Annotated in this window: 11 protein-coding genes; 2 read left to right on the forward strand and 9 right to left on the reverse strand. The window is 61.5% G+C overall.

Going from position 1 to position 12,566, the window contains the following annotated elements; all coding sequences use genetic code 11:
- Positions 1-67 precede the first annotated feature (67 nt).
- From ACK509_RS05755 to ACK509_RS05775, 5 genes are read right to left on the reverse strand one after another with little or no spacing between them, the layout of a single operon-like run.
- A complete protein-coding gene (locus ACK509_RS05755; RefSeq protein WP_410765536.1) occupies positions 68-463 on the reverse strand; it encodes a hypothetical protein in 396 nt (131 codons plus the stop codon).
- A 48-nt stretch (positions 464-511) separates the two neighbouring features.
- The gene (locus tag ACK509_RS05760; protein ID WP_410765537.1) at positions 512-1,018 is read right to left on the reverse strand and encodes a hypothetical protein; all 507 of its coding nucleotides are present in this window, start codon (positions 1,016-1,018) and stop codon (positions 512-514) included.
- A complete protein-coding gene (locus tag ACK509_RS05765) occupies positions 1,006-2,271 on the reverse strand; it encodes a DUF58 domain-containing protein (protein WP_410765538.1) in 1,266 nt (421 codons plus the stop codon). The genes ACK509_RS05760 and ACK509_RS05765 overlap by 13 nt, the downstream gene beginning before the upstream one ends.
- Positions 2,268-2,888: a hypothetical protein gene (locus ACK509_RS05770; RefSeq protein WP_410765539.1), complete on the reverse strand. Its 621-nt coding sequence runs from the start codon at positions 2,886-2,888 to the stop codon at positions 2,268-2,270. Before ACK509_RS05770 ends, ACK509_RS05765 begins: the two co-directional genes overlap by 4 nt.
- Complete coding sequence (locus tag ACK509_RS05775) at positions 2,885-3,901, reverse strand: DUF4129 domain-containing protein (RefSeq protein ID WP_410765540.1); 1,017 nt, start codon at positions 3,899-3,901, stop codon at positions 2,885-2,887. Before ACK509_RS05775 ends, ACK509_RS05770 begins: the two co-directional genes overlap by 4 nt.
- 625 nt (positions 3,902-4,526) lie before the next feature.
- Between ACK509_RS05775 and ACK509_RS05780 the strand changes: the two genes are divergently transcribed.
- The gene (locus ACK509_RS05780; RefSeq protein WP_410765541.1) at positions 4,527-5,759 is read left to right on the forward strand and encodes an orc1/cdc6 family replication initiation protein; all 1,233 of its coding nucleotides are present in this window, start codon (positions 4,527-4,529) and stop codon (positions 5,757-5,759) included.
- A 113-nt stretch (positions 5,760-5,872) separates the two neighbouring features.
- On the opposite strand, the gene ACK509_RS05785 is transcribed toward ACK509_RS05780, so the two are convergent.
- Complete coding sequence (locus tag ACK509_RS05785; RefSeq protein WP_410765542.1) at positions 5,873-6,289, reverse strand: MoaD/ThiS family protein; 417 nt, start codon at positions 6,287-6,289, stop codon at positions 5,873-5,875.
- A gap of 105 nt (positions 6,290-6,394) precedes the next feature.
- Between ACK509_RS05785 and yqeC the strand changes: the two genes are divergently transcribed.
- Positions 6,395-7,129 carry a selenium cofactor biosynthesis protein YqeC gene (gene yqeC / locus ACK509_RS05790; protein WP_410765543.1) on the forward strand — a complete coding sequence of 245 codons (735 nt, stop codon included), beginning with the start codon at positions 6,395-6,397 and terminating at the stop codon, positions 7,127-7,129.
- On the opposite strand, the gene ACK509_RS05795 is transcribed toward yqeC, so the two are convergent.
- From ACK509_RS05795 to ACK509_RS05805, 3 genes are read right to left on the reverse strand one after another with little or no spacing between them, the layout of a single operon-like run.
- Positions 7,126-7,758, reverse strand: coding sequence for a molybdenum cofactor guanylyltransferase (locus ACK509_RS05795; RefSeq protein ID WP_410765544.1), 633 nt, complete (start codon positions 7,756-7,758; stop codon positions 7,126-7,128). The two genes, yqeC and ACK509_RS05795, sit on opposite strands and share 4 nt — an antisense overlap.
- Positions 7,751-10,987: a formate dehydrogenase subunit alpha gene (gene fdhF / locus ACK509_RS05800; RefSeq protein WP_410765545.1), complete on the reverse strand. Its 3,237-nt coding sequence runs from the start codon at positions 10,985-10,987 to the stop codon at positions 7,751-7,753. Before fdhF ends, ACK509_RS05795 begins: the two co-directional genes overlap by 8 nt.
- Position 10,988: 1 nt before the next feature.
- Positions 10,989-12,560: an NADH-ubiquinone oxidoreductase-F iron-sulfur binding region domain-containing protein gene (locus ACK509_RS05805; protein WP_410765546.1), complete on the reverse strand. Its 1,572-nt coding sequence runs from the start codon at positions 12,558-12,560 to the stop codon at positions 10,989-10,991.
- Between the last annotated feature and the right edge of the window lie 6 nt (positions 12,561-12,566).

Raw genomic sequence — 12,566 nt, forward strand, 5'->3', positions numbered from 1 at the left:
CAAAGTTCTGGGCCGTCAAGGACAGACTGTTTTGGCTCTTGTTTCTTCCACAGGATAGCCAGAAATACTAAATTACGACTGTCTCTTCTTCGATTTCGCCCGTTTCCGTGACTCGAATCGTCGTCGATTGATGACCGGGAATATCTCTGTCGAACACCACAGAGTCATCGGCCGAGAGTTGGACATCACAGGCATCACCATTGACTTCGCGTTCGATGCGTATCGTTTCACCCGGTTCTACCTCAGTTTCGTCGTCACGACAGGCGGCATCGAGAACGACCTGCTCCGAATAATCGCGGTCTACGTAAACTTCGACGATGGTCGAGCCCTCACACATCTCCATCACTTCACACTCATCTGCATCCGTCGTCGTTGATTCGGTAGACCGTTCAGAAACATCACCCAGACAACCGGGAAGAAAAGCGACAGACCCAGCCAAGGCCAACACACCTCTACGTTTCATAGTGTCAACAAATAGTGGCGGGCTAAATGCCTTGTGAGCGTTCACACATTACCGCCGAATCCCCGCCACCAGCGCGATTGCACCGACGAGCAACAAGACGACTGCGGCGATAGGCTGTCCGCCCGACGCGACGATGCCAATCGCGTAGACCACTCCTGCACTGATGGCGAGAACGACGAGCGTCGTCGCGCCGTGGACGAGTTCGAGTCTCGTCGTGTCCGTCTCTCTGCCGAGATGGTCGCCCACGGAGAGTGAGTTTTCGGCGAGGTCCCACGCGAGAACCGACGCGATAGCCGCGACGAGTAGGGCTTCGGTACTCCCGCCGAGTGCGCCGCCCGCGAGGAGGCCGACGAAGAGCAGCCCGCCCGCAACGTCGAGCAATCGGCGCGAGCCGCGGGTCAAGCCAGCGGCGAGGAGTGCAATCGCCGCCACGCCACCGAGAGCGGCAATCGTGGTTGTGAACGCCAGTGCGAGCGTTGCGAGTCCTGCGGCCGAGAGCGAGAGTGCGGTTCCCGTCCGCGTCGGTGCGCGAGTGATTTCTCTCATCGTGACCACCCCGTGGCCGCGCGGTCGAGCGCGACGGCGAGCGACTCGTCTCCCCAATCGATAATCCGAATGCCGTGTCGCCGAAGGTCACGAATTCGAAGGTCGCGTTCGATTCGCGCCAATCGCCCGCCCACTGTCGCAGTGGTCGTCGGGTCGGGCGAGACAACCGTCACGGCGTGGCCGTAGGCTTCGAGACGCCGTGCGACCTCTGCCCCGTAGTCGTCACACAGCGGCGAGCAGAAGATGACCTGCGCATCACTGGCGAGGCGGCGGCGAAGCCGTTTGAGTGCAATCGTCGGGAAGAACGCCCTGTCGCTGGGGACGGACGCGAAGGCAGGATGTGTCGCAAACGTCATTCTTGCACGCGCTCGGTGGTCGAGGCCGGTCGATGGCGCGAGCCAGCACGAACGAGGGCCGAACGCCGCGAGACCGACTCGGTCGCCGCTGTCGAGGAGTGCGGGGAATGCGATGCTCGCGGCATCGACACAGCGTTCGACCGCGGTTTCGGCGTCGCGTTCCGGTGCGACGTGGGCCTCGGTTCGGGTATCGACGATGAGGACGACCGTCGCTGCGCGCTCTTCTCGAAACTGAATCGTCGCCAACTCACCGGTTCGAGCGCGTCGATTCCAGTCGATTCGGCGTAGGGGGTCGCCATGGCGGTACTCTCGTATCGAGGCGAATTCGAGACCCGACCCGGGGACGTTCGTCTCCACGCGACCGGCGTACTGTGACGTGAGTCCTCGAAGCGGGAGGTCGGCCGTCGCGGCGAGGACTGGTTCACAGCGCATCGTCGTCGCTACCGACACCGTCTCGCGCCGTTCGATGCTTCCGCTCGGGTCGCGGGCGATGATGGTCGTTTCGTCCCAGGTGTGCTCGCCACGGATGGCAGCGACGGTGTAGGTGAGCGTCGCCGTCGCGCCGGGGCGGAGCGCCGTCCCTAAGCGAGCAGTCCCGTCATCGACAGCGAGCGCGGGGGGGACGCCGTCGATGACGCGGAGGTCGAAGATGGTGTTCGAACCCGTATTAGTCACAGAGAGTGTGACGCGCACATCGTCGTCGGGGTCGGGCGTCGAATCAGATAGTTCGCGTTCGATTTCGAAGTCGAGTTCGGGTGCGCGAGCGATTCGCGTGTAGCCGAGAAGGGCGACGCCGAGACCAGCAACGAACAGGAGTGACGGTCGGCGAGTGAGGACACCGACAGCGGCGGCCGCCAGAACGAGTCCTTCGATGCCGACCCAACGGTTCGTCTCGAATCCCTTCATCGGTGATTCACCGTCCGGGTGTCTCCCTGCGTGGTCGAGGCCGGTTGCTCATCGCCACGTGGGTGCCAGTCGTCGTCGCCGATTCGCTCGATAGCGGCGATGGTTCGCCCAACGCGAGCGACGAGTACGGACTGACCGGAGACGAGCAGTCGAAGCCGGGTCGAAAGTGGGACCGAAACAGACGCGCCGAGGAATCGGGCGACCACGGCGTCGTCCGTCCACGACCCGTCTTCGAGTGTCGATTCGGCTTCGTCGGGCGAGAGGCCGCCGCGGAGAACCAGTGTGCGTTTCGCGCTGGCCTCCAGTCGGTCGATCACTCGGTTGCGGGCAGCCCACCGGGTGCGATTCGCCATGGCAGTCACGATGTCGGCGTCGATATCCGAACCCGGTTGGGGGACGTTGACCCGAACTTCGGGGTCGTTGGTCGAAGACGAAACGGCCGTCGTGTCGCGTCGGCGCTGGATGTAGCGAAGCGCCTGAATTCCGGCTAGTGCCGCCGCGAGACCGAGGAAGATGTCGGTGAGTTCGAGGCCGAGTGGAACCCCTGCGATGATGCTGAGGCCTGCGATCGAGGCGACCACACCGACGAGCAGTGCGAGTTGGCGCGTTCGTGTCATCGGTCGTCCTCCCGAAGTTCACCGTTATCGGCCTCTCGAAGTTCGCCGTTCGTTCCCACCTGCTTGCTCTCTGCGTACGTCGATTCGATATTTCGAAGCGCGTCGATTGCGCGGGCTTCGCGGTCGTCTGTCGCCTCGAAGCCTCCGTATCGAACTTCCTCGAAGAGCGTCGTCAACGCAGTCACGTCGTCTCGGGACATTCCGGCCGCAACGGCAGTGGCGGCGAACTCGGATGGCGTCGCAGACGCTCGGTTTGGAACCTCCAGCAGTTCGGTCATCGACGCCCAGGCACGGAAGACTTCGTTCTCGACGTCGCTGTCGCCTGCTTCGATGCGAGCTGCTGCCGCACCCGCGACACGCCCCACTGCGGCAACGTCGGATGACGTGGCGGCCGCCGTCTCATCGAGTGAGTTGTCGGGCGTCTCACGGTCGTCACCTGTCGAGGTGAACAGTAGGAGAACGGCAACGACGAGTGCGCCGATGAGAAGAACACCGAAGAGTGCCGTGGGAACCGGGACGTTCTGTGCGACGGCGCTTCCGTCACCGAGTGTGCCACCACCGCCTGCCGGAATGAGCGTGCTATTCTCTGCGAGTGCGGCAACGCGCGACGGGAACGAGATGCCGCGTTGGCAGGTGGTCAGGAGTGCGATGAGGAGAATCACAGGCGGGCCGAGTGCGAGCGTGAGTGCAATCGGGGGGAGCAACGACCCGGATTCTCGATAGGCAAGTCCACCGAGGACGAGGAATGCGATGACGGCGAGGCCGAGAAACGTCGGAGAGAGAAGCCACGGGAAGCAGGGCGTCGGAAGGCTAAATTCGCCGCCGGAACCGGGAGTTGGCTGGAACCCGGGTGAGTCCACCTCGCCGGAACCGACACCACCGCTGTCGCCAGCCCCAAATCCAGAGGGGCCGCCACCACTGATTACTGTCGTATCGATGGTCGCAGCGGCGACCGAGAGGGCAACGACCGCGAGGAGGGCGAGTGCGAGTGCGCGGAGGGAGGCAGAATCCACGTGGGTAGATACCAGTATTCGCGCCATAGGTATTTCGAGGATGACTGACGAATCGAGAAGCGAAACTGGGCGCAGTCTGGTGCTTTCGTTCGGATTGGGACAGACCCCGATTGCAAGTGAATCAGTGAGTCCGACAGTGGGTTTTTCCAGGCCGACACACCACCGGTGCAAGTGAATTAGGCCGTGTTGTTGGGCAGTTTTCGCACCCCAGAGACACCACTTTTGCAAGTGAATAGAAGTGGAGGAGTGAGGGTGGTGGGACAGGGTAATGTGCATCGTGAGATTCGAGAAGAGAGGGAACCGACATCAAGACCCACCAGTTTTGCAAGTGAATTCTTGAGCTACAAGGCTGGAAAGTGGTTCTTTCGGTGAAAGTACCGCAACAGGCGATGCGGCAGAAACCACCATTTCATGTCAGAGCTTTAGTTGAATCTGTGGGGAGCTATCTCACTAGGGGTTGGCGTGCAGTAGCGTTCACTTGTAATTATGGTGTGTGTCTGTCTCGTTCTCTTCGTTCACGACACACCAGACAGACACACGGTAGCATTATTCACACAAGCAGATTCACATGAATCAGATGAAATCGGGGTCTTAAATATCAGGACGCCACAACGACCCGACGCTAATGCGCCGGTTCGAGCGAAAACAAAACATCTTCACCAACAAGGACGCTCTCGGTGAGTCCTACAAGCCCGAGCGCATCGAGGAGCGCGACGACGAAATTTCCGAATACATGGACGCCCTCCAACCGGTCGTCGATGGATGGGAACCCAACAACGTCTTTCTATACGGGAACACCGGCGTCGGCAAGACGGCAGTGACAGAGTTCCTCCTCGAGATGCTTCTCGAAGACGTATCGAAATACGACGACGTCTCTCTCAGCGTCATCTCCATCAACTGCAAGACACTCAACTCCTCCTACCAGGTGGCAGTCGAACTCGTCAACGAACTCCGTCCCGCGGGCGCGGAGATTAGTTCGACTGGCTACCCCCAACAGACAGTCTTCAAGAAACTCTTCGAAGAACTTGATGACCTCGGCGGAACCGTCCTCATCGTCCTCGACGAAGTCGATTCTATCGGCGACCGAGACGAACTCCTCTACGAACTCCCCCGCGCGCGTTCGAACGGCAAACTCGAAGACGCAAAGGTCGGCCTCATCGGGATTTCGAACGACTTCAAATTCCACGACCAACTCGACCCACGCGTCCAAGACACGCTGTGTGAGCGCGAACTCCACTTTCCTCCATACCAGGCACCCGAACTCCAGAACATCCTCGAATCGCGCGCCGACGTCGCTATCGCCGACGATTCGTGCGAAGAAGGCGTCCTCAATCTCTGTGCCGCACTCGCCGCCCGCGACAGCGGTAGTGCGCGTCAAGCTCTCGACCTACTCCGACTCGCGGGCGAACACGCCGAGAACAAAGACGACGAGCAAATCACGCTCGACCACGTCGATATCGCCCGGCAGAAACTCGAACAGGAGCGCGTCGTCGAAGGCATGCGCGAACTCACCGAGAACGGGCACTTCGCACTCCTCGCCGTCGTCTCGAAAGCCGCCAACGACGAAACACCGTGTCGAATGCGCGATTTGTATCAAGAGTATCTCCGACTCTGCAACTCCGCCGGTATCGACCCGCTCGCCCAACGGTCGGTCCACAACCACCTCTCTGACCTCCGGATGCTCGGTATCCTCTCTGCCGAAGAGAACCGAACCGGGTCTCGTGGAAACTACTACAGTTACGCCCTCGACGTGCCCTTCGCCAGTGCGATGACCGCGCTCTCGGACGTACTCGCGCTTGACTCCGTGTTAGACGAGATTCGAGAGACGGCACGTAAAAGCACGGCACTGACGACCTAGTACTGACGACGTGGATCTCGGTTGGAAACGATGGCGGCCACGACCCACCACCGTTGCACGTGAATTTGTTCGCCGCCGTTGGTGAGCCTGCACACCACTGTGGCTGAACCTACTCACACACAGAACGTGAACGGGTAGACGAGTGCCACCCTGTCTCCGTCTTCGAGCTTCGTGTCGAATCCATCGAGGTTCTCGTTGAACTTTCCGTTGACCATCACACGTGCGTAGGCGCGCGTCTGCTCACCCTCTGGGTTCTTGCGCCACGTGCCGGGGATGTGGTCTGTTTTCACCCAGCCGCGGGTCGTCGCATCCGCTTCGCGTTCTGCGATTACCAACTCCCGCACGTCGTACTCCTCGAAGAACGCATCCAGGAACTCACGAAGGGTGTCGCCCTCGAAGGTGAACTCCATTCGGTGCATTCCGAGTTTCGTTCGAACGTGACCGGTGAACCGGGCGTTCACCGTCGTCTGAACCGTCTCTGACGGGGCTGTCTCTTCCTTGGCAGTCTGTTCGAGCGTGTCCGTAGTCATACAGAGAGATACGCGAGAGAGATGCATGAACTTCGTTCTGCCTCTCTCCATCTGAGAACCTCCTCTTCCACGCACACTTTTCGCCGTACCGAGACAAGCCAGAGTATGAACATCGTCGAAGCCCTCGATGCGGACTCAGAGATGGTCTGCGTCGTCGGTGCGGGTGGGAAGAAAACGACCCTCTACACACTCGCCAACCTAGTGCCACAGAGTGTTCTCACGGCAACCGTTCGAATCCCCATCTTCGACGAACACGTCGCCCGCGTCGATGTGACCGCCGACCCGGTGGCCGCCCTCCGTGACACCGACGCGTGGCCCCTCGGACTCGTTCCCGAACAAGAGCGCGACGACCGGTATCGTGGCTACGACCCGTCGCTGGTGACGGCGATACAAGAGTCAGGTGAGGCCACCGCCGTCTTCGTCAAGGCAGACGGTGCCAGAACTCGCTGGCTCAAGGCCCCAAACGACCGCGAACCGCGAATACCACCAACCGCCGACACCGTCATTCCCATCGTCAGTGCGAGAGTCGTCGGCAAACCGCTCTCGGAAGAATACGTCCACCGACCGGAGCGCGTCGCGGCCATCACTGGTCTCAACGTCGGCGACACAATCCACACCGACGACGTGGCCGCAGTGCTTGCGAGTCGCGCTGGCGGCCTGAAGAGCGTCCCACCCCAAGCGACGGTGATTCCACTCGTCAACATGGTTGACGACGACGAACTCGAAACGGTAGGCCGAGACATTGCCGCGGGTATCCTCGAACGCGCCGACGTTCCGCGGGTCGTCCTCGCTCGGATGAACACCGAGAAGCCGCTGGTTACTGTGGTCGAACGAGACTAAAATCTCGACTGTGCTGCCTCGAACTCCTCTCGCGTGTTGAGGTTCTCGAACGTGTCGAGACTGCCGTGTACTCGTAACTCGTCTTCTCCGGCGACGACCCACTCCAACTCGTCCAGCGGCGCGAGAATCTTCCGCTCACCGCGTTCGAGCGCATTTCTGCACGCATTCGCCATCGACTGGGTTCGATAGACTGCCTGGGTCGTCTGATACCAGCCATCGTCGAGTTTCGGAACGACTGCATCGACCGCCTCGGATTCGGCGCGTTCGAAGAGATACTGGACGATATCGGCCTCGACGAAGGGCATGTCGCACGCGACGACGATGGCGTACTCACCACGGCACGCGCTCAGTCCAGTTCCGATACCGGCCATCGGCCCTGCGTCTGGTTCCGAATCGAGCGCGTAGCGGACAGGAAGTGAGAAATCGGTCATCGCCGACTCGATTGCCTCGCGTTGGTCGCCTCGGCAGTTGACGACGAGCTCGTCCACCACGGGCGTGAGGCGGTCGGCGACAATGCGAATCATCGGCGTGCCAGCGAGTGCGGCGACAGCTTTGTCCGCCTCGCCGAAGCGAGTCGAACGGCCCCCAGCGATGATGACAGCAGAGCGTAGGGGACGCTGTTTAGCCACTCGTCTCCCCAGCGTTTGGACTCGGGCCGACCGGTTCGATGCGGACGCTCGACACTTTGTACTCGGGGATGTACGAGGTCGGGTCCAGTTCGTGCTGTGTGAGTTCGTTGATAGCGCCCTCGGCGAAGTGCATCGGGATGAACACCACGCCGGGGTCGGCCACGTCTTGCACTTCCGCTTTGACGACGATTTCTCCGCGGCGAGAGATGACACGGACGTCTTCGCCGTCTTCGACGCCCAGTTGCTCGGCCATCTTCGGATGGATAGTGACGAAACTCTCGGGGACGTGGTCCATCGAGACCTGTGTCCGGCGGGTCATCGTCCCCGTGTGCCAGTGGTAGAGGACGCGGCCCGACGTGAGCATCAGTGGGTACTCTTCGTCCGGCAGTTCTGCGGGTCCGGCGTAGTCGGCGGGGACGAATCGAGCCAGTCCGTCGTCGAAGTTGAATCGCTCTTCGTAGAGGAACGGCGTTCCCGGGTCGTCGGCGCCCGTGCAGGGCCACTGAATCCCTTCGGGCGTCGATTCGAGTCGGTCGTAGCTGATGCCGCCGTAGATTGGCACCAGTTGGGCGATTTCGTCCATCACGTCGGCCGCCGAGTCGTAGTCCCACTGGTAGCCGAATCGGTCGGCGAGTTCGCACAGTATTTCGAGGTCCGTCTTGGCGATTCCCGGTGGCTCGATAGCGGGCCGAACAAGTTGCACGCGGCGTTCAGTGTTGGTGAACGTGCCGTACTTCTCGGCGTTCGAAGCGGCCGGGAGAACGACGTCGGCGTACTCGGCCGTCTCGGTGAGGAAGATATCTTGCACTACGAGGAATTCTAGTTCTTCGAGCGCCTCTTCGGCCTCGCTGATATCGGGTTCCGAGAGGACGGGGTTCTCGCCCATAATGTACATGCCGCGAATCCTCCCAGCCAACATCGCGTCGTACTGCTCGGGGAGTCGAAGGCCAATCTCTTGTGGTGGGCGCTCGCCCCACACTGCCGCGAATTTGTCTGCAATCTCGTCGTCGGTCGGGTCTTGGTACCCCGGAAGATTGTGCGGAGCAGGTCCCATATCGCCGCCGCCACCTTGCACGTTGTTCTGCCCGCGGAACGGCGAGAGTCCAGCCCCGGGCTTTCCGAGGTGACCAGTCACGAGTGCGAGGTTCGTGATGGCGAGGACGTTCCGCGTGCCGTGGGCGTGCTGGGTCATCCCCATCGCCCACCCGAAGATGCAGGTGTCGGCCGTAGCGATGGTTTCGGCGGCGTGTTTCAGTTCCTCTGGCGGCACGCCCGCTAATTCCTCGACTGTTTCGAGGGTGAACGGTTCGACCTTCGCTTTCAGCTCGTCGAAGTGCTTCGTTCGAGATTCGATGAACTCGGTGTCGTGGAGGTCCTGTTCGATGATGTAGCGAACCATCCCGTTGAGCCACGCGATGTCCGACCCCGGTTTCGTCCGCGAGTACTGCGTGGCGTGTTCTGCGAGGCCAATCTTTCGCGGTTCGAAGACGAATAAATCCGCCCCGTCACGGACGTTCTGCTTGATTCGAGTCGCAAGAACCGGGTGTCCTTCGGTGGTGTTCGACCCGGTGATGAGATAGCAGTCGGTCGTGCCGATATCCTCGTTGATACGGTTGGTCATCGCGCCGTAGCCGACGGTCTGTTGGAGTCCGGCGACCGTCGAAGAGTGACAGAGGCGAGCGCAGTTGTCCACGTGCGGCGTGTTCAAGACTTGGCGAGCGAACTTCTGGTTCACGAAATTCTCTTCGTTCGTACACTTCGAAGAGGAGGTGACCGCGACAGAATCGTCGCCGTGTTCGGCTTGAATCCGTGTCAACTCCTCGTAGATACGGTCGTATGCTTCCGCCCAACTAGCTTCGCGGAAGCCACCTCCGTCACGAATCAAGGGCGTCGTCAGTCGGTCGTCGCTGTTGACGAAGTCGTAGCCGAACTTCCCTTTCACGCAGGTCGAAAAGTCGTTCGCTGGGGTCGCTTCGGGGTCTGCGGGACGAACGCCGAGTACGTCGCCGTCTTTGCCGTACAACTCGAATCGACAGCCAACGGCGCAGTAGTTACAGGTCGTCTCTGCTTTCGTAATTCGCCCGAGTCTCGCGTCGGCGACGAGTTGGGCGGTGTCGAACAGTCGCCCCGCCGAGAGCGTCTCTGCGGCGACCTTCTCGCTGAGGTGTTCGACCTGTTTCAGCGACTCTTCGGCGACGCGTTTGCCGGTCTCTCTCGCCCGCTGTTTCGCCTTCGCCATGAAGCGGGCGACACCCGATTTGTCGGCCTCGAGACCGTCTCTCTCGTCTCTGGCACGCCAATTTGGTTTGCCTTTCTTGTCGGCGGTCTGTGCGTGTTCGCCTTCGACGACCTTTCCGATGGAGTTCTTCTGGTCGAATCCCGGCAACGGGATAGTCGTGCTATCGACCAGTCCTTTCTCCACGAGCGACCCGGTGGGACAGACTGTCGCACAGTGGCCGCAGGAGACACAGGTCGAAGCCTGCATCGTGTCCACGTCTGTCTGAAAGCCGATTCTGGTATTTGAGCCGTGGCCCTCGATTCGGAGGACACCTTCGACCTGCACGTCGTTACAGGCGTCAACACACCGGTTACAGAGGATGCACTTGTTGCGGTCGATTTGGATGACTGCGGAGGTGTCGTCGATTGGTTCGTAGGCGTCGCGGTCGTCGAAGACGCCATACCGAGGTTCTTCGACGCCAGCGTCGATGGCGGTGTCCTGTAACTCACAGCGACCGTTCTGTCCGCAGGTGGTACACCGGAGGTTGTGGTTCGAGAGGACGAGGTCGAGGTTGACCGAGCGGGCTTCTGCCGCGTCTTCGGCGTCAGTTCGGACTGTGAGACCATCCTCTGCGGGAAAGCTACACGAGGGGACCAGACCGTACTCTTCGGTCTCGACCATACAGGTTCGACACTCGCTGCGCGGGCCGATGTTCTCAGCCTGTTCGGTGCCGCGGTCGTAGTAGCACAGCGCGGCCACGTCGTCCGCGGTATCGACCGCTTGCATCGCGTCGATAATCGTCGACCCCGGCGGCATGGCGATAGACGTTCCATCGACGGTAAGGTGGGTCATCTCCTCCCCAGTCGTCCCCACCGTGGGGTCGTTGGCCGTGCCGATGTTGAAGTCCTCCGTCAGCGGGGTGCTGGGACGGGGGTCTTCTACGTCAGGGATTCGGGGCAGTACTGGGGCCGGTGTCGATTCGCTCTCTTTGGGGGTCTCGTCGGTACTCATTTCACACCTCCTCGCACTCGCCGCTAGGACAGCGTCCATCGGCGTGTGCGTAAAATTCGGTCTCGAACTCGTCCATCGCCGTCGTAACAGGCCGGGCCGCCCCGCGCCCGAAGTCACACGTACTCGTCGTCCGCATCACGCGTGTCAGTTCGCGGAGCGCGCCGTCGTCGTAGTCGCCCGAATACACGTTTCGAAGAAGGGTGGTCAACTGCACCGACCCCTCCCGACACGGTACACACCGCCCGCAGTTCTCGTCTTCGGCGAAGCGGGCGCGCTTGCCTGCGGTAGCGACGGCACACCGCGAGTCGCTGAACAGTTCGACAGCACCCTCTGTGCCGAGGCCCGCCCCCAACAGCGCAGGCGCACTCGGTGGGTATTCCAGTGTTCGCGTGAGGCCGCCGAACTGCCCGCCGACGCAGGCCATCTTGAACGGCCCAGCGAGCGTCACCACCTCTCGAATCGCCGAGAGTGACCCACTAGTAGAGAGTTCGACGGTCGAAGGTGCCGCAACGTCTCCGGAGACGGTGACGAGGCGCGTTCCCGGGTCGGCGTCGTCGGCGTCGAACGCCTCGGGCCGAAGGAGGAGTTCACGAATCTGCGCGAGCGTCCGCGGCGTGTGAATCACCGTCGGTCGGCCGTAGAGACCGTGTTGTGCAGGTGTAGGCGGACGCAGTCGCGCTTCGAGTCGGTCGTTTCCTTCCATCGCCTCCAGCGCCATCGTCATCTCACCGGCGATGTACTGGTCGGGGCCGACGATGACTTGGGGGCGCATCGAGCGTTCGAGTCGCTCCGAGAGCATATCGACGGCCGCTTGCAGTCGCTCGCGGGCGAGTACGTCCGACTCGTTGCAGTAGCAGATGACATCCTCGGCACCGACGAGTTCGGCGACAGCGAGCGCGCCATCGATGACTTCGGCCGGGACCGATTCGAAGAGAATTCGGTCGGTCCAATTTCGAACGTCGCTCTCGTTCGCGTTGACGACGAGGACTGGGTCGTCGCCCGTCCTCTCGTGTGTGTCGCGGGCGCGGTCCCACTCCTCGATGACCGGTTCGTCAGTACTCCCGTCGCCACGTCCTCGGCCGAGTAAACCGACTTTTCGAACTCGCTCAACCGCCGCATCGGGGTCGTTTCGGACTCTCTCGGTCACCAGTTCCGTCTCTGAGTCAGCACCACCGGGGGTGTCGTCAGGAACGGCCCACCCCGCTCGTGCGAGGATTCGACGTTTCCCGACAGCCAGTGGGCCGTCGTTTGGGAGTGGAAGTAACGACGGGTCTGGTTCGTGTTCGACGACGGCGTGAGCAGTGTCGGTCGAGACGTCCCCATCTTCGACGTGCCGGACGAGTTCTCGCACCTCCTCCGCGCTCGGATTCGGGTGAAACGCCGTCGTCGCGTCGGCGGTGACGAGTACCAGCGGGTCGAGGTCACCGATGCCTATCGGTCCGACCTCGACTACCGAGGCCGACGTCGCCTCGTCGCGGGCGGCAGTGAGTGCCGCTCGTGCGGGGGTGAGGGATGCAGACCCGGTGCAGACGCGTACGACTGCCCCGTCTGTCGTTCCGTTCGTGTCCACCATTTCGTG

Source organism: Haloferax sp. DFSO60 (assembly GCF_046557615.1).
Taxonomy (GTDB): Archaea; Halobacteriota; Halobacteria; order Halobacteriales; family Haloferacaceae; genus Haloferax.

What these genes read in the sequence shown, in the direction of transcription:
- yqeC (WP_410765543.1), top strand. Translation starts at nt 6,395, where the DNA reads ATGAACATCGTCGAAGCCCTCGATGCGGACTCAGAGATGGTCTGCGTC.
- ACK509_RS05805 (WP_410765546.1), bottom strand. Translation starts at nt 12,560, where the DNA reads ATGGTGGACACGAACGGAACGACAGACGGGGCAGTCGTACGCGTCTGC.
- ACK509_RS05770 (WP_410765539.1), bottom strand. Translation starts at nt 2,888, where the DNA reads ATGACACGAACGCGCCAACTCGCACTGCTCGTCGGTGTGGTCGCCTCG.
- ACK509_RS05755 (WP_410765536.1), bottom strand. Translation starts at nt 463, where the DNA reads ATGAAACGTAGAGGTGTGTTGGCCTTGGCTGGGTCTGTCGCTTTTCTT.
- ACK509_RS05785 (WP_410765542.1), bottom strand. Translation starts at nt 6,289, where the DNA reads ATGACTACGGACACGCTCGAACAGACTGCCAAGGAAGAGACAGCCCCG.
- ACK509_RS05765 (WP_410765538.1), bottom strand. Translation starts at nt 2,271, where the DNA reads ATGAAGGGATTCGAGACGAACCGTTGGGTCGGCATCGAAGGACTCGTT.
- ACK509_RS05780 (WP_410765541.1), top strand. Translation starts at nt 4,527, where the DNA reads ATGCGCCGGTTCGAGCGAAAACAAAACATCTTCACCAACAAGGACGCT.
- fdhF (WP_410765545.1), bottom strand. Translation starts at nt 10,987, where the DNA reads ATGAGTACCGACGAGACCCCCAAAGAGAGCGAATCGACACCGGCCCCA.